Source organism: Dactylosporangium sp. CA-092794 (genome assembly GCF_050948465.1).
Lineage (GTDB): Bacteria > Actinomycetota > Actinomycetes > Mycobacteriales > Micromonosporaceae > Dactylosporangium.
Genome location: NZ_CP192044.1, coordinates 12,537,200 through 12,553,394 on the forward strand (window position 1 = coordinate 12,537,200; position 16,195 = coordinate 12,553,394).

Consider the following 16,195-nt stretch of genomic DNA (forward strand, 5'->3'; position numbering starts at 1 on the left):
CCGGCCTAGCGCCCGCCGGGCGTGTCGTCCGCCGGTGGATTGGCGACGACTGTCAGCCGCTTTTCGAGGGCGCCCACGTCGAGGCCGTCGTAGAGCCCCGGTTCGTGAACCTTGTCGGCGTCTTTCACCTCGGTCTGGTCCGAGCGGTCGGCGGGAATTTGGAACGGGCGACCCTGCGCGTCGAGGATGGGCACCGCCGGACCCTTGTCCTGCGGTAGCTTGGTCGAAAGAACCTCGTGTTGCTCGTGGTAGGTGCTCGCTCGCTGGGCGGCGGCACTTTTGGAGGCCTTCACGGCGTCCTTCCTCGCCTGCTCCGTGTCGCGTTCCGCTTGCCAGGTGGCCAGCGTCTGTTGGACCGGGTCGCTCTTCAGCCGGACCAGCGCCTTGGCGGCAGGGGTGGCCGGTTGCTCCGGCACGTTCCCCGTGCCGTAACCGTGGAACATGCCCAGGACCGGGTTGTAGTCGTCGGCCCGCGCCGGCGCAAAGGCATCGTCCACGTCATCGACGGTCGCATTGACCTGGGCCGAGCTGCCGGTGATGTTGTAGAGCCCGAGCAGCTTCGCCGGGCTGTAGTCCCCTCCGGTGTTGAGGTTGAGCAACCGGCTCGCGTTGAGATCGTCGACCGTGGTGTAGTCCAGCGCGATGGTGTTGGCCGCATCGGCGAGGGCGCCGACGCCGGCCGTCGCGTCCCGGAGGAAGGTGACGAACTGCTGGGCCACGTCCAGGTGGTGGTTCCGGAATTCGACGCCTTCGTTGAGCGTCGAGAGGTCCATGGCGAGTTCGCCGGCGAGACTCGGCATCTCGCGGAGCGCCTGTTGCGCCAGGGTGGAGGTGGTCTCCCCGAGTGCCTGCGCGAAGGTGTTCAGCGCATTGGGGTCCACTTCAGTGGAAGGCTGCCCGTCCGCCATATGGCTCCGTCCGGGTGTCGCATGTCGGCTGTTGCTTGTTTCCACGGTACCTGTCCCGGCGGAGTTCGGGGTAGTGCCTACTCCGGCGGGTCGAGCCAGGCGAGCTGGACGAGCTGGGCGCCGCCCCGGCGGGTGACGAGCCAGCCGCGACCGGGCGGCATCGGCGCCGGCCGCACGTTACCCAGCAGCGCCCCTTCGTCCTTGCTGCCGGACATCACGATGCCGGCGGAGCCCAGTTCGCGGATCGTCATCATGACCGGCTCGTAGAGCGACCGGCCGGCGCCGCCGGACCGGCGGGCGAGGATCACGTGCAGGCCCACGTCGCGGGCCTGCCCGAAGTATTCCAGCAGGTGCTGCAGCGGGTTGCTCTGCGAGCCGGCGACGAGGTCGTAGTCGTCGACCAGGACGTACAGCTCGGGCCCGTACCACCAGGTCCGGTTGCGCAGCTGCTCGGCCGTCACGTCCGGACCGGGCAGCCGCCCCTGCATCACCTGCGCGACCTCGGCCAGCATCTCGACGGCCCGCGGAGCCGACGTACCGTAGCCGATGAGGTGGTCCGTGGCCACCGCGCCGAGCAGGCTCCGCCGGTAGTCGACGATGAGGATCCGCGCCTCGTCGGGCGTGAAGCGCTCCGTGATCGTCCGCGCGAACGCGCGCAGGAACGCGCTCTTGCCGGAGCCGATGTCGCCGTAGAGCAGGAAGTGCGGGTCGGTGGCGAGGTCGACGAACACCGGGCCCAGGTCGAGTTCGGCGATGCCGATCGGCAGGCCGGACCGCGGGTCGTCGATCGGCATCTCGTCGTAGGCGTACATCGGCGGCAGGAGCCGCACCGGCGGCGCGGCGGGACCCTGCCAGGCGCCGGCGACCCCCGCCACGAGCTTCGCCACACCCTCGGTCAGGTCCTCCACGGTGTGCGCGCCGTCGAGACGGGGAAGGGCGGCGAGGAAATGGTGGAGGTCGGGAGTGATGCCCCGCCCCGGTGACTGCTCGGGGATGTTCATCGCGGCGTGCCGGTTCAGCATCGAGTCGCTGGGGTCGCCGAGCCGCAGCTCCAGCCTCGTGGTCAGCATGTCGCGAACCGCCGGGCGCAGCTCCATCCAGCGCCCGGCGGTGACCAGCAGATGCACGCCGAACGTCAGGCCACGGCCGGCGATCTCGTTGAAGCGCGGCTCGAGGTCCTCGTACTCGGACCGGACCGTCGACCAGCCGTCGACGACGAGGAACACGTCGCCGAACGGGTCGTCGGACAGCGCGCCCTCGCGCCGGAGGCGGCGGTAGGTGGCCATCGAGTCGATGCGCCGCTGCGTGAACTGCCGCTCGCGCTGCGCGATGAGCAGCGAGATCTCGGCTACGGTCCGGCGCACCTGCCCGATCTCCAGCCGGGTCGCGACTCCGCCGACGTGCGGCAGTTCCAGGAGCGTGCTCAGCGTGCCACCGCCGAAGTCGAGGCAGTAGAACTGCACCTCGCTCGGGGTGTGCGTCAGCGCCAGGCTGGTGATGATCGCCCGCAGGACGTTGCTCTTCCCGCTGCGCGGCCCGCCGACGACAACGGCGTGACCGCCGCCGCCCGACAGGTCGAGCCACAGCACGTCGCGGCGCTGCTCGAACGGGCGATCGATCGCGCCGACCGCCGCCTGCAGCCGTCCGTGCCGGGCCGGGTCGTCGACGGTCAGCCCGCGGTCGCTGGTGGCGCGCAGCGGGGGCAGCAGCCCGTCCAGCGACGGCGGCTCGCCCAGCGGCGGCAGCCACACCTGGTGCGCCGGCACGCCACGGTCCTCGATCCGGCCGACGAGCACGTCGAGGAGGCTCTCGCCCATCGACTCGTCGTCGGGCTCGTCCCGCTCCGCCGGCTCGTCCGCGAGGACCGGGGTCACGTACTGCGTGGCGTAGTCCCGGACCTGCGCGTCGGCCGCCGCCGCGGTGGTGGGTACCCCGTCGCGCCGCAGTACCCCGGAGACATAGGCCGCCCGGAACCGCGTCATCACCTCGGTGCCGTACTTCATGTACCCGTGGCCGGGTGAACGGGGCAGCTCGTAGGCGTCGGTCACGCCGAGCACGACCCGGCTCTCGCCCGCCGAGAAGGTCCGCAGTCCGATCCGGTACGACAGATGGGTATCGAGGCCGCGCAGCCGGCCCTCCTCCAGGCGCTGCGAGGCCAGCAGCAGGTGTACGCCGAGCGAGCGGCCGACCCGTCCGATCTGCAGGAACATTTCGATGAAGTCGGGCCGGGCGGAGAGCAGCTCGCTGAACTCGTCGCAGATCACCAGCAGGCTCGGCAGCGGGGCCAGCGGCGCTCCGGCCGCCCGGGCCTTCTCGTAGTCCCGCTGCGAGACGTAGTTGCCCGTGGCACGCAGCAGTTCCTGCCGGCGTACCAGCTCACCGTTGATCGCCTCGGTCATGCGGTCGACCAGCGGCAGCTCGTCGACCAGGTTGGTGATGACCGCACTGGTGTGCGGCAGCCGGTCGAGCTTGGTGAACGTCGCGCCGCCCTTGAAGTCGACCAGTACGAAGTTGAGCGTCTCGGAGTCGTGCGTGGCGGCCAGCGCGAGCACGAGCGTGCGGAGCAGCTCGGATTTGCCCGAGCCGGTCGCGCCGATGAGCAGCCCGTGCGGTCCCATGCCGTCCTGGGCCGACTCCTTCAGGTCCAGTTCGACCGGGGTACCGTCGGCCGAAACGCCGATCGGCACCCGCAACCGGTCCCGATTGGGCCGGACCTGCCACGTCACGGCGGTGTCCAGCTCGAACGGGTCGTCGATGCGCAGCAGCTGCGCCAATCCGATCTCGGAGTTCATCGCCAGCTCGGGGCGGGCGGCCGCCGACAGTCGCAGGGGCGTGAGCTGGCGGGAGAGGAGCTGGACGGCCGAGAGGCTGAGCGCGTCGGCGCGGCCCATCTCGCTCGTCGCGCTGATGGTGGTGCTCGACAGCGTGCCCTCGGCGGTGATGTCCAGCACCAGCGTCGCGTAGTCGAGCATCCGCGGCACCGGGCTGGACAGGTCGAGGATCGTCACGCCCTCCATGCCGCCGTCGGTCATCAGGTGGTCGGAGCCCGCCGTCGAGCCGCCGTCGAGGACCACGACGAGGTGGCGGCCCACCCGGCCGACGCGCTGGCTGGACTCGCTCGGATTGAACCTGGGCCGGGAGGCGATCACGTCGTCGAGCATGGCCTCGAGACCGGTCACCGTCTCGGAGACCAGCCGGACCTGGCCGAGCGCGTCGGTGCGGCTGGGGTGCAGCGCGTGCGGCAGCCACTTCACCCACTCCCAGGACGCGCGGCGGTCCGGGCCGGCGCAGACGGCGACGAGCAGGTCCTCGGGCGCGTGGAACATCGTGACCTGGGCCAGGACCGCCCGGACCAGCGCCGCACATCGCGCCGCGTCGCCGCGCAGGTGGACCCGGGCGAACCCGTCGAGCGCCATGGCCACCGGCAGGTCGTCGACGATGGCATACGCCGTGATGAACCGGCGCAGCGCCGCCGCGCACATCGGCTCCAGCTGGTCGAGCGGCTTCGTCTGGGGCGGGATGAGCGGCGTCGCCAGCTCCTGCGGACCGAGCCCGATGCGTACCATGCCGAAGTCCGGGTCGGCGGGGCGCCGTTCCCACAGCCGCTGGCTGGCGGGCACCGACCACAGCGTGTCGGGACCCGGGTAGTGGTAATGGAGGCTTTCGCGCTGCAGCAGCACGGTCCGCCGGACCCGGATCCGTAGCTGCGACAGGTAGCGGACGTACTCGCGCCGGGCCGCGCGCATCTGCCGCTTGCTCTGCCCACCGGCGAACATGAACTGCGAGCCCAGCATGCCGACGGAGGAGAGGCCGAACAGGCCGCCGGTCACGTACATGAGCACGTTGCTGCGTCCGGTCGCGGCGTAGCTCGAGTACATCAGCGCCATCGCCATCGAGCCGGCGAGCATCGGCAGCATCATCAGCACCTGCTGCCAGCGTGCGCCGTCGGGCACGGAAACCTCCGGCGGCGACTGGAGCACCACTTCCCCGGAGGGGTACTCGGGCGCCGGCCGACGGGGTAGCCGCTTGATCACGACCGTGGCCACCGGTGTCTCCTCGCGTCTATGTTGCTTGTCGGGTCCAGGCGTCGCACCCTACATTGTAGGAGTATCTGCTGATAGCGCGGCTACCTGTCGACGGGCACAAGGAGACGACAATGGCGACCGGCGGGAGCGTTCCCGGCCTGGCCAGGGTGATCATCGCCCTGGCCGGCGGGCGCTTCGAGATGGCCATTCCGGAGCATCCGCCTCTGCATGCGGTGCTGCCGGCGCTGCTCGGCCGGATCACGACGAACCGGTCCGGCGACGGCTGGGCGGTACGCCGCACCGACGGCAGCCCGCTGGACCCGAAGCGGTCGCTGGGCCAGCAGCAGGTCCGCGACGGCGAGGTCTTGCACCTCGTGCCGCCGGACGTCGAGTGGCCGGAGCCCGCCTACGAGGAAAGGATCGTGCTGGACGTCGGCGCCCGCGGCGCCGGGCCGCCGCGCACCGCCGGGTCGCTCGTGGCCGCCGTCGTGCTGGTGTCGGCGCCGGTGGCGCTGTTGCCGGTCGCGAGCTGGCCGGCCCTCGGCGCGGCGATGCTCGCGGCCGCCGTGCTGCTCGTCGGCGCCGGCGCGGTGACGTCCCGGCTGGGTTCCGCCGGAACCGGGACAGCGCTGGGGGTCCTGGGACTTCTGTACGGGTTCGCCGGCGGCCTGCTCGCGGTCGGCGGCACCCGGTCGCCGCTGGGTATGGGGGCGCCGCACCTGTTGGTCGCCTCGTCCGTGCTGCTGGTGCTGAGCGTGGGCGCGTACATCCAGTTCGGCCGGCGCGGCCGGGCCTTCGTGGGCGGCATCCTGGCCGGGTTCACCGGCCTGGTGAGCGGCCTGGTGGCGCTGGGACCGCTGGACAGTGCCGGCACGGCCGCGCTGGCGGCGACCGCGTTGCTCGTGCTCATGCCCGGCATGCCGCTGCTGTCGGTACGGATGGGCCGGGTACCGACGCCGTCGGTGCCGCGTGGGGCGGACGAGCTGCTCGCGGGGGGTGATCCGGTGCCGGACCGGGTCGTTCGGGACCGAGTCCTGGACTCCCACGCCCTGCTCACCGGCGGGCTGGTCGGCATCGGAGCCGCGTTGAGCACGGCGGTCGCGGCGCTCGCCGCCGCGGGCGGTACCGCGCAGTTGCTGCTGGCGGGCGCCGCCTCGGCCGCGATGCTGCTGCGCGCCCGGCTGTTCGTCGTGCTCGGGCACCGGCTGGTGGTCCTGTTCGCCGGCCTCGTGGGCGCGCTGGCGACGGCGGCCGGCGTCGTGCATGGCATGCCCGCCACGCTCCGGCTCGGCCTCGTCGTGCCGCTGCTGGTATCCGGCGCGGCGATCGTCTGCGCGGCCGGCCTCACGTACAGCCGGCGCCGCCCGTCGCCGCAGCTGGGCCGGCTGGGCGACGTCTTCGACGTGCTGCTGACCCTCGCGCTCGCCGTCGTCGCCGCCGACGTGCTGGGCCTCTACCACCAGATGCGCGGCCTGGGTGGATAGATGACGTCGCGACGGGATCTTGTCGAGGGCTACCAGTTCGCGATGCGCCGCGTCGTCAGCGCGGTCGTCATGCGGCGGCCCGATCCGGACGAGTGGCCCTTCCGCCGGCTCGGCGGCGCCGGGTTCGGCACGCTCATGCTGACCGTGATCGCCCTCGGCGCGGTGGCCGTCTTCGGGCTGGTGTTTCCGGGTGGCAAAACGTCCTGGAAGGACGGTCACACCGTCATCGTGGAGAAGGAGACCGGGGCCCGCTTCGTGTACATCGACGGCCGCCTGCACCCGGTGCGCAACTTCGCCTCCGCCGCGCTGCTGGTCGGCTCGACGGCGGTGACGACGACCGCACGTGCATCGCTGATGGGTGTGCGGCGCGGTGTCGAACTGGGTATCGAGGGTGCACCGGACGCCATCCCCGGGCCCGGGAACCTGGTGCCTGCGCCGTGGTCGCTGTGCACGGAGCCGGCGCCCGACAAGACCGGAAAGATCGTGCCGCGCACCGCCATCGCCGTCGGGCGGAGCCCGGTCGAGGGCGCCCCGCCCGGCGACCTGGCGTTGCTGGTGTCGGTGCCGGCCACCAACGACACGTACATCGTCTGGCACAACCGCCGCTATCACGTGGACGACCCCGCGACGGTGGGCGTGGCCCTCGGGCTGCCGGCCGAGGTGAACGTTCCCGTCGGCGCGGCGTGGGTGCAGGCACTGCCGGCGGGCCGGTCGCTCGGCCCGATCCGGCCCGCCGGCGTCGGCTCGCCGAGCACCGCGCTGCCGGGCGCCACGATCGGCCAGGTGCTCACGGTGACCGCCGAGAACCGGACGCGGCGGTACTACCTGGTGGCGTCCGATCATCTCCAGCCGCTCACCTTGCTGCAGGCCCAGATCCAGCTGGCGAGCAAGGACCTGCCGGCCGCCAAGGAGGCCCGCGCGAGCGACGTCGCGGCCACCCGCCAGGCCGGCGGGCCCGAAGCCACGGCGGAGGCGCCGCCGGCCGAGCCGCCGAGGTTCGTCCGGCCGCCGACCGAACGGACGACGCTGTGCGCGGTGTACCGGGACTCGTCGTTCGAGCCGCTGCTCCTCGTCGGCAGCGAGGTACCGGCGGGCGGCGGCGCGATATCGAGCGAGGCGATCTCGGCGACCGGAGTGCCGCTGGCCGACCGGGTCTGGGTCCCGCCGGGAAAGGCGGCCCTGGTGGAGGCGCTGGCGTCACCGCAGGCCAAGAACGGGCCGATCTACCTGGTGACGGATGCCGGCAAGCGCTTCGCCGTCGCCGGCGGCGATGCGTTGAGCTCGCTGGGGTATCGCACGGACGAGCCGAGCCGACTTCCGGCGGGCCTGTTGGTCCGCATCCCCGAGGGCCCACCGCTGGACCCCGAGGCGGCCCGGGCGGCCCTGGCCAACGAACCGGACGACTGATACCGACAGTCGTATGTCGTCTTACCTGGGCAAGAAATCCAACATACGCTACCGTAGCTATCAGGCTGGCTTTGCCCCCGCACCTCGCGTGCCGGCGGGCCGCCATCGAAGAGCGGAGGCATGAAGCAATCATGGCTGGTAGTGGGGATCCTGGTCTGGTTCGGACCGACATCGACACCATGAACCACGTGGTCCAACAGTTCGGCGCCGAATACGATCAGCTCAATTCAAGCATGACGAAGCTGCGGGGAACTGTGGACAGCACCATGCCCGGCTTCCTGGGAATGGGGCCGGACGCGTTCACTCAGGTGCACACCGAGCTAGACGCGGCCTGGAAGCAGGTGAACGATGCGCTTGCGAACATAGCGCACCACATCAACAAGTCCGCCGTCGGCTACGTCAACACCGACCAGCAGGTCCAAAGCAACCTGAGGAAGGTCCAGCCCGGGCCGATCACCCAGGGCCTCACTCTTTACAACGGCTAGGAGCGGTCGCCATGAGCGGTTCTGAGATCCTGTACCAACCCGGGCTCATCGCGGAGCTCGTCGGCGAAATTCGCGCCGCCAGCAGCGCGACGGAAACCCTTCAACATGACATCAACGGGCATGCCTCGGCGCTGAACGCGGTCTGGGACGGCAAGAACAGCGATGGGTGGGCAGCCGCCCAGAAGAAGTGGAACGACGCATGTGACGCTCTCACCCGCGCGCTCATCGACCTCGCGACGGCGACTCACCTCGGTGGCGAACTCATGGCGGAGCTCGAAGCGAGCCTGGCCACTCAGTAAGTGCTCGCCCAACCGCCGATGCGACGCGGCCTGGTCCGGTTTCCGGGCCAGGCCGTTGTGCTGCGCCGTTCCCGCTGAGTGACTGTGGATGCCACAAGCCGGCCCGGGCCGGTTTGTGGCCGGCGTCTATGCGTCCCGGCTCCCGATCGACGCAACCCGCACGGCAGCACCCACGTTTGTGCCAGGCAACAGACTCAAGACCCGATGGTTGTATTTCGCTGATCCAGGCGGCTCGCCTTGAGGGCGAAAAGGTCGTCATGATCGAGCACGTTGTCGACGACCGGGTCGACGGGCGCCGGCGCCATGCCGGTGCGCCAGCGGCGCCGGCGACCGGCCGGCAGGACCCCGAGCACCGCCGCCAGCAGCGCGGCCGCGCCGGTGGCCACGCCGGCCACGGCCAGCGCGGTGTCGCCCGCGGAGTTCCACCACTGGTTGCGCGCGATGCCGGCCTGGTCGGGCACCGGCGACGCGACGCCGGGGATGGCGCTCGGCTCGCCGGGCCACCGGCGCTCGGTCACCGCCCGGTACGGGTCGACGATGCCGCGGCCGTACGCGAGCCCACGCTGCCCGCCGGGGGACGGGTCGGCCGTGGCCGCCAGCCGCTCGGCGACCTGCTGCGGGGTGAGCGTGGGCGCGGCCGCGCGCAGCAGGGCCACCGTGCCGCTGACCACTGCGGCCGCGACGCTGGTGCCGGACAAGGTCTGCAGGCCGGCGATCCGGGCGGCGGCCAGCACCTGATCCCCGGGCGCCATCAGGTCGACGTAGTCACCCACCTGCGAGCTCGACGCCCGGTCGAACGACGAGTTGATTGCGCCGACGCCGATCACGCCCGGATAGGCGGCCGGGAAGGTCGGGGGGTCGACCAGGTGGTTGGCGTCGTGATGGTCGCCGACCGCGGCGACCACGACCACGCCTGCGGCCTGCGCCTGCTGCACGGCCGACCGCAGCAGCGGATCGTCGTAGGCCAGTGCGGACGAGACGTCGATGACCGTCGCGCCGTGCGCGGCCGCCCACGCGACGGCCGAGGCGACGATCGCCGTGCTCGGGGCGTTGCCGCTGTCCGGGGTCGCGGCCGGGTCGCTGTCACCCAGCCGGACGGGCAGGATGGTGGCGCCGGGCGCCAACCCCTTGAAACCGACCAGGTCGGACGCCTGCGCGGCGATGATGCTCGCCACCGACGTACCGTGACCGATGCAGTCGAGGTTGTTGTCGGGGTGGCCCGACTCCAGGTCGAAGCCGGGCAGCACGTGACCGCGCAGTTGCGAATGGTTGCCGTCCACGCCGCTGTCGATCACCGCGACCACCTGGCCGGCGCCGGTGGTGAACGGCCAGACCCGCTCCGGGTCGAGCCATCGCTGTTGCCAGGGTACTTCCTGAACCGTCTCACCGGCCCGGCCCTGCGCGTTCGAGCACGTCGCCGGCGCCGCGTGCGCGCTCGTCGGCACCAGGAGGGCAGCCGGCAAGGCGAGCAGCGACCCCAGTGCCGGCACCAGCCACCGTCGGCTCGACATTTCCGGTTCACCTCCTATACGCCCTGGTCGGGGCGTTTATTGTCAAGCTTTACTATGTTCGCTGTTGTATTATGCTTCATGTGTCTAGGGCTGGAGGAGGGCACACGTGGAGCATGATCTCGGCAAGCTTCGGGCCTTGGCGGAGAGCCTGACCGCGGAGTCCCGGCGGATCCGGGCGTCCATGGGCGACCTGCAGCGCGACCTCGCCGCGATCGCCGCCTCGGCAACATCGCCCGACGGTCTCGTCAAGGCGACTGTCGGGTTCCGTGGTCAGGTGGTCTCGCTGGACCTTGATCCCCGGGTGTACCGGCGTCCCGACTCGAAGGCGCTCGCGGACACGATCGTCGCGACCATCCAGTCGGCCACGGTCGAGGCTGGCAAGCGGGTCGACGAGTTGTCGGCGCGGCTCAGCCCGACCCTCGACGTCCGCTCGGCCCTGGAGGGCGATGCGGCGAGCCGCCTGAGCCGCTACGACTTCATTTTCGACGAGCTGGATACGAAGGAGAACCGGTGAGCGAGAGCGAGACGGACATCGCGGACCTGGACGCGGCGCTGGCCGCGGCCGGCCGGGGAATCGTGGCTACGACCGAGATGAAGAACAAACTCGGCGGCCTGCTCACAGAGATCGTCGGCCTGCACGCCAGCAAGCCGTGGGGAACGTCGGAGGCCGGTGAGAACTTCGAGAAGGTCTACCAGACGGACAAGGGCGGCGCCCAGTTCGTGATCGACAATGCCCCGACCGTCGTCAACACGGCCGACGACGCGATGGGATTCGCCGCCTACGCGGTCACACACATCAGCGCACTCGACGAGGACATCGCGCAAACGGTGTGGAAGCTCGACCCGGCCATCGGCAGCCAGATCGCCGCGGGTAACCACGAACGGGACGAGCTCGACAAGCTCGGCCGATGACCATACAGGCCGGATGCGCACTGTGACGGCTCGGCCGGCAGCGGTCAACCAACTTGTGTACGGGTGGGGCGAGATGCGCTTCCGCAAGACCGCGGCAGCCAACAAGGCGCACTACGACGAGTACATCGCTGAACGGAACCGGAATGAGCTGGTGATGACGCCGGCCGAGTTCGCGAACTCGATCCGGAAGCTCGCCGTAAGCGCGCACGCGGCGCAGTTGCGTCACATCTCGCAGCAGCCAGCCATCACCTCGCCGGACTAGTAGTATGGCGTTTCTTGTCTTGCCCGCATCCGGTACATTGCCAATCAGATGATCCGACATACGAGCCAGGGCGGGGAGGGTAGCCGTGGACGTGGGTGGTACCCCGGTAGCCGCCCACCCGGCACCGGAGCGGGAGTCCATCCAGGACACCGGCCGGGGACCCGGCTACGCCGGACCGTTCCACCTCGTGCAGCTGCTGGTCGTGCAGGGGGCGGTGGTCCTCGTGGTGCTGGCCGCGAGCCATCCCACCGCCGCATCGGCCGGTGGCGCCGCCGCTGCCGTCGCCATGGTCGCGGCGGTGTTGACGCGTCTCGACAAGCGGTGGATGGTCGAACGGATCGAGCTGCGCTGGCGACTGGGACGGCGTCATCGCTGGGAGCGGTCGCTGCGAAGGGCCCGGGGCGGGTCCGTCAACGGTGTGACCGAGCCCGGCCGGCTGTTGCTGGAGCTGCGCCGCGTCGCGCCGGGACTGTCCGTCGGCGCCGTGACGGGCTCGGACGGGGTGCGGATCGGTGTCGGGCGCGACGGCGAGGGCTGGTTCGCGGCCGCCGTGATGCAGCCGAGTGCGCCCATGCGCGACGATCCCCGGCCGAGCCTCCCCACGGACGAGCTGCTGAGCTTGATCGAGGAGGCCGCGTGCCCGGGCGCCGTGCTCCAGGTCGTGACGCACACCGTTCCGGCCCAGGGCGGGGCGGCCGCGCCGAACCGTCAGCCGCCCGACCGCAGCGGACCGATTCCCATCGAGCGCGTGACGTGGATCGTGGTACGCCTCGACGCGAGGTCGCTGGCCGTTCTCGGCGCGGACCCCGCGCGCACGGCCGGCCAGGCAGACGCGGTCGTCGCCACGCTGATCCGCCGGCAGGCGAAGGCGCTGCGGGACATGGGGCTGACGACTCAGGTCCTCGATCCGGAGGGCCTGCTCGCCGCGCTGGCGCACTCCGTCGGACTCGATCGCCCGGCCGCCGCCGCGGACCTGCGCGAGCACTGGATCTCCTGGCCGGCCAACGATCTGGCCCACGCGACGTTCTGGATTCGCGAATGGCCGCCACCGCAACGCATCGGCCGGCTCCTCGACGCGCTGGCCGTGACGCCGGCGACGTTGACCAGCGTCGCGATCACGATGACGGCCGACGGCGACGATGCGCTCGTGCGGTGTCTGGTGCGGGTGGCGGCGCCGCGACGCCGGCTGAGTCAGGTCTGTGCGGCCGTGGTGGGTGTCGCGCGGGCGGACGGCGCCGGTCTGTCCCGGCTCGACGGTCAGCACGCCCCCGCGGTCTACGCGTCCGCGCCGACCGGAGGCAGCGTGCGGTGACCAGCCTGCAGCGTGGCCAGCAGTACCAGCGCGGCGGGCCGGATGCGGACCGCCGGGCCGAGGCCGCGGCCGCACGGAACACCGGCGAGGCGGCGCCGGGCGTCTCCGCTGCCGTTGGCGCCGAAAACGTCGCGGCCGTCGCGGCGGCGGTTGGCGTACCCCAGGCGGCCGCCGCGCTGGCCGTGCCCCCGGCTGTGGTCGCGGCGCCGGGCCCGGCCGAGCCGCCGCCTGAGCACAACGATGCCTTTGCCGCGCCCGGCGGCGGCCGGCGGAACCAGCACCGGCTCGCTGCCGGCGCGCATCGGGTTTCCCGTTCGGCGCTGCGCCGCATCGGCGTCTCCTCGCCCGGCGCCGGCCTGGTCCTGGGCCAGGACCGCGACGGTGAACCGGTGTCCGTGCGGCTCTTCCGGGCTGTACCGACGCGGATCGCGGCCGTCGGCGCTGTGTGGCTGGCGAAGTTCGTCGTCGCTCGAGCGCTGGCTTCCGGCTCGGATGCGTTCGTGACGACACTCGACCCGGGGCCGTGGCAGGGGCTCGGCGAGCGCCTGGACGGGTCCGGAGCGCTGACGGTAGCGCCGCCCGCTCATCCGCGACCCCATGCGCCGGCGACCCCGGACCGCCCGGTACTGATCGTCGACGACCTCGACCCGGCCGCCGGGTCCGTGGCCATGCCGTGGCGGAGCCAGCTCACGTTGCTCCGGCAACTGACTCCGGCCGGCGTCTCCGTGCTGAAGTCGGCGGATCTGGTGCTCGTACAGCGCCTGACGGCCGCCGAGGCCGCACTTGCCGGTTCGGCATTCAAGCTCACCGACCAGAGCTCGCAACTGCTGCAGGAACTCGAGCCGGACATGCTCGCCCTGATCGGCGGAGGTGCGGATCGGTACATATGGCTCGATCCGACCTCGGCCGAGCGACGCGAGATCGGAGTGGTACGGCCATGACACGGCCGGCGCCGGTCGGCCTGACGACGATCGCCATCATGACGTCGCGGCTGCGCGTCCGGGTGACGCTGCCGGACAGCGCGCTCGTCGGGGAGCTCATGCCGCACGTGCTGAGTCAGGTCGGCGAGCAGCTGACCGACGAGGCCGAGCGGCATGGCGGCTGGCGCCTGCTGCGGGCCGACCGGAGCGCGCTGGAGCTCACCCGCAGCCTCCCCGACCAGGGCGTCCGCGACGGCGAGGTGCTCCAGCTCGCGCCGAGCAGTGACGAGCGGCGCGAACTGCCGTACGACGACGTGGTAGAGACGATCGCCGAGGGCGCCCGCGCCGCCGGCGTCGAGTGGAACCGGCTGGCGACCCGCCGTGCCGCCCTGGCGGTCACGGCGGCGGTCCTCGTGCTGGCGCTCGGCGTGCTGCTGCTGTGCGGGCCGCCGTGGCGGCTTCCGGGCATTGTCGCGCTCTGCGTCGCCGCCCTGCTGCTCGCCTCCGGTGTCGCGGTCTCCCGCGCGGTGCCCGATGCGGTGGCCGGTGGGGTGGTCGCCGCCGCCGGCCTGCCCTACGCGTTCGCCGGCGCCGGGCTGCTGGCGACCTCCGGTCCGCTGTGGACGCGACCCACCCCGTCGGTGGTGATGTACGGTTCGGCCGTCCTGGTCCTGGCGAGCGCCGTCGGGTACCTGGGAGTCGTCGGGATGCTGTCGTTGTTCGCGGCGGGTCTGCTGGCGGGATGCTTCGGGCTGGTGGCCGGCGTCGCCTGGGCCGCCGGCGTGTCGGCCGCCGGAGCCGCCGCGCTGGCCGTGGTCGTCGCCGTCGGGCTGCTGCCCGCCTACCCCGCCCTGGCGGATCGGCTGGCGGAGGCATCGGTGCCCCCGCTGCTGCGGGATCCCGCGGCCGCCGGGGTGTTCGTGCCCGGCGTGTTCGGCCGGGTGTCCCGCGCCGCGGAGTTGCTGGCCGGAATGCTGCTCGCCACGGCCGTGGTGAGCGTCGCCGCCGGAGCCGCTCTGGTCACTGCCGGCGCTGAGGCCGGGCTGCTGCTCACCGCGGTGGTGGCCGGCGCGTTGCTGAGCCGGGCGCGGCTGTTCCTCGCCGGATGGCATCGGATTCCCTTGCTGGCCGGCGGGATCGCCGCCGGCCTCGAGGCGCTCGTCACCGCTGTGTGGCGGTTGGACGGCTCGGCCGGCCTCAGGACCCTGCTGATCGTGATGATGGTGGCGGTGTGCGCGGCGGTCGGCGTCGTCGGATACCCGGCTTCGACGCGGGGCACGGCGGCCGCTGCGGGCCGTCGCCCCGGGGTGGACATCGCGGACCTGCTGCTGCTGATGCTCATTCCGGTGGCGTGTGGTGTATTCGGGCTCTATCCGCTGGTCGCGGCGGCGTTCGGGGGATCGTGATGACCGCGTTGCTGTTCCCGGTCGGCCATCTGCTCGCTCGGCCCGCGGGCCCGGCACAATCCATCACCGCGGCGCTGGGCGGCGGCACCGTCCCGACCGGCCCGCGAGACGCGCGGGTCCGGGTCGGCGATGCGGTCCGGCGGCTGACTCAGGTGCAGTTTCTCGCCTGGAGCGCGGCCCACGGTGACGCGGACGCCGGACCCGACACAGCGGGCCGCACGCGGCCGCAGGTCGAGCATTGGCTGCGTGACCAGGGCCTCAGCGCGCCGGATCGAACCGTTCAAGAGCTGCTGGCCGATCGTCTCCTCGCCGAGGCGGATCCTCATGGCTCCGATGCGGTCGGCTTCGCGCGCGGGCACCGCGTGAACCCCCTCCTATGGGGGCTGGGCAACTCCCCGGAGGAGCCCTGGTTGTTCTCCATCGGCTTGATGGGCCAGGAGGTGGCTCGGGTAGGGCGGGCGATGTTCGAGATCTGGGCCTGGGGGCCGGTGGACAGCGACCTGTGGTCGAGCTGCCGGACGTTCGCCGAGCTGGAACGCGACGATGACAACGCGGAGGACCCCGGCCACGTTCTTGCCGGCTTCCTCGACGGCCTGCACGGTCTGCTCGCCGTCCAGGCTGCCTACCTCGATGTGAGCAGCACGTGAGCGACTCGCTGGTGTTCGCGGTCGGTCACCTCCTGGGACCGTTCTACGCCGGTCCCGGCGCGCTGCCCGCGTACTACCGGATCCGGGTCGGTCATGAGGTGGTACGGCTGTTCTCCGACGAGGAGTTCGCGGCCTGGAACCTGGCGCGCGGCCTGCCGGACGTGGCGGCCGGTGAGGGCTGGACCATCGGCGCGATGCGGTCGTGCGCGACCGGACTCGGCCTGCCCGACCTCGGCGACGAGTTCGCGCAGTTGTCCGCCGCCGGCGTCGTCGTCGAGAGCGGGCCTGACCCGACGGTGGAATTCGCGCGGCGCTACCGGTTGTGTCCGCTCGGGCTGGGGCTCGGTGCGGACGCGGATCGGCCGGACATGTTCGGGATCGGCTTTCTCGGGCGGCCGGTCGTGGATGTCGACCGGCTACTGTACGACGCGTGGCAGTTTCTGTGCGGCGCACCGAGTCTGCTGGACGGCTCGCGAACGGTGTCCCTCCAGGACGAGCCGCTGTCGGTGGTGGTGCGGCAGGCACAGGCGTTGACGGCCATCGGGGTCGCCTATCTCGATGTGGCCGGTGAAACGCCGACCTGATCCGACCTTGATCTTGTCGTTCCGGTCCAGACA

At 71.8% G+C, this 16,195-nt stretch carries 16 protein-coding genes; 12 read left to right on the forward strand and 4 right to left on the reverse strand.

Annotated elements, in window-relative coordinates; all coding sequences use genetic code 11:
- Nucleotides 1–5 precede the first annotated feature (5 nt).
- Together ACQPXD_RS54335 and eccCa are read right to left on the reverse strand one after the other, a co-directional pair.
- Nucleotides 6–908 carry a hypothetical protein gene (locus ACQPXD_RS54335; RefSeq protein WP_432832758.1) on the reverse strand — a complete coding sequence of 301 codons (903 nt, stop codon included), beginning with the start codon at nt 906–908 and terminating at the stop codon, nt 6–8.
- A gap of 77 nt (nt 909–985) precedes the next feature.
- A complete protein-coding gene (eccCa, locus tag ACQPXD_RS54340; RefSeq protein ID WP_432832760.1) occupies nt 986–4,954 on the reverse strand; it encodes a type VII secretion protein EccCa in 3,969 nt (1,322 codons plus the stop codon).
- 110 nt (nt 4,955–5,064) lie between these two features.
- On the opposite strand from eccCa, the gene eccD (ACQPXD_RS54345) reads away from it, so the two are divergent.
- From eccD (ACQPXD_RS54345) to ACQPXD_RS54360, 4 genes are all read left to right on the forward strand, one after another.
- On the forward strand, nt 5,065–6,417 hold the full coding sequence (eccD, locus tag ACQPXD_RS54345) for a type VII secretion integral membrane protein EccD (protein WP_432832762.1): 1,353 nt from the start codon (nt 5,065–5,067) through the stop codon (nt 6,415–6,417).
- Nucleotides 6,418–7,824, forward strand: a complete 1,407-nt coding sequence (gene eccB, locus ACQPXD_RS54350) for a type VII secretion protein EccB (protein ID WP_432832766.1) — start codon at nt 6,418–6,420, stop codon at nt 7,822–7,824.
- A gap of 131 nt (nt 7,825–7,955) precedes the next feature.
- On the forward strand, nt 7,956–8,309 hold the full coding sequence (locus ACQPXD_RS54355; protein WP_432832768.1) for a WXG100 family type VII secretion target: 354 nt from the start codon (nt 7,956–7,958) through the stop codon (nt 8,307–8,309).
- A gap of 11 nt (nt 8,310–8,320) precedes the next feature.
- A complete protein-coding gene (locus tag ACQPXD_RS54360) occupies nt 8,321–8,608 on the forward strand; it encodes a WXG100 family type VII secretion target (RefSeq protein ID WP_432832770.1) in 288 nt (95 codons plus the stop codon).
- Between the two features lie 194 nt (nt 8,609–8,802).
- On the opposite strand, the gene ACQPXD_RS54365 is transcribed toward ACQPXD_RS54360, so the two are convergent.
- A complete protein-coding gene (locus ACQPXD_RS54365) occupies nt 8,803–10,119 on the reverse strand; it encodes a S8 family serine peptidase (RefSeq protein ID WP_432832772.1) in 1,317 nt (438 codons plus the stop codon).
- Between the two features lie 106 nt (nt 10,120–10,225).
- On the opposite strand from ACQPXD_RS54365, the gene ACQPXD_RS54370 reads away from it, so the two are divergent.
- The 4 genes from ACQPXD_RS54370 to ACQPXD_RS54385 all read left to right on the forward strand — a co-directional run bounded on the left by ACQPXD_RS54370 (nt 10,226) and on the right by ACQPXD_RS54385 (nt 12,605).
- Nucleotides 10,226–10,633, forward strand: coding sequence for a YbaB/EbfC family nucleoid-associated protein (locus ACQPXD_RS54370; protein ID WP_432832773.1), 408 nt, complete (start codon nt 10,226–10,228; stop codon nt 10,631–10,633).
- Nucleotides 10,630–11,031: a hypothetical protein gene (locus tag ACQPXD_RS54375; protein ID WP_432832775.1), complete on the forward strand. Its 402-nt coding sequence runs from the start codon at nt 10,630–10,632 to the stop codon at nt 11,029–11,031. Before ACQPXD_RS54370 ends, ACQPXD_RS54375 begins: the two co-directional genes overlap by 4 nt.
- 73 nt (nt 11,032–11,104) lie before the next feature.
- A complete protein-coding gene (locus ACQPXD_RS54380) occupies nt 11,105–11,293 on the forward strand; it encodes a hypothetical protein (RefSeq protein ID WP_432832777.1) in 189 nt (62 codons plus the stop codon).
- An 85-nt stretch (nt 11,294–11,378) separates the two neighbouring features.
- Nucleotides 11,379–12,605, forward strand: a complete 1,227-nt coding sequence (locus ACQPXD_RS54385; protein ID WP_432832779.1) for a type VII secretion protein EccE — start codon at nt 11,379–11,381, stop codon at nt 12,603–12,605.
- Here the strand turns inward: ACQPXD_RS54385 and ACQPXD_RS54390 are convergent.
- Nucleotides 12,569–12,907, reverse strand: a complete 339-nt coding sequence (locus ACQPXD_RS54390) for a hypothetical protein (RefSeq protein ID WP_432832781.1) — start codon at nt 12,905–12,907, stop codon at nt 12,569–12,571. The two genes, ACQPXD_RS54385 and ACQPXD_RS54390, sit on opposite strands and share 37 nt — an antisense overlap.
- An 87-nt stretch (nt 12,908–12,994) precedes the next feature.
- Here ACQPXD_RS54390 and ACQPXD_RS54395 point away from each other — a divergent pair, with 87 nt between their 5' ends.
- Genes ACQPXD_RS54395 through ACQPXD_RS54410 form a run of 4 tightly spaced genes read left to right on the forward strand, consistent with a single transcriptional unit; the run spans nt 12,995 to nt 16,162 of the window.
- Nucleotides 12,995–13,546 carry a hypothetical protein gene (locus ACQPXD_RS54395; RefSeq protein WP_432832783.1) on the forward strand — a complete coding sequence of 184 codons (552 nt, stop codon included), beginning with the start codon at nt 12,995–12,997 and terminating at the stop codon, nt 13,544–13,546.
- Entirely contained in the window at nt 13,543–14,931 is a 1,389-nt protein-coding gene (gene eccD / locus ACQPXD_RS54400) for a type VII secretion integral membrane protein EccD (protein WP_432832785.1), read from the forward strand. The genes ACQPXD_RS54395 and eccD (ACQPXD_RS54400) overlap by 4 nt, the downstream gene beginning before the upstream one ends.
- Nucleotides 14,931–15,578, forward strand: a complete 648-nt coding sequence (locus ACQPXD_RS54405; RefSeq protein ID WP_432832787.1) for a hypothetical protein — start codon at nt 14,931–14,933, stop codon at nt 15,576–15,578. Before eccD (ACQPXD_RS54400) ends, ACQPXD_RS54405 begins: the two co-directional genes overlap by 1 nt.
- Complete coding sequence (locus ACQPXD_RS54410) at nt 15,575–16,162, forward strand: hypothetical protein (protein WP_432832789.1); 588 nt, start codon at nt 15,575–15,577, stop codon at nt 16,160–16,162. Before ACQPXD_RS54405 ends, ACQPXD_RS54410 begins: the two co-directional genes overlap by 4 nt.
- The last annotated feature ends 33 nt before the right edge of the window (nt 16,163–16,195 follow it).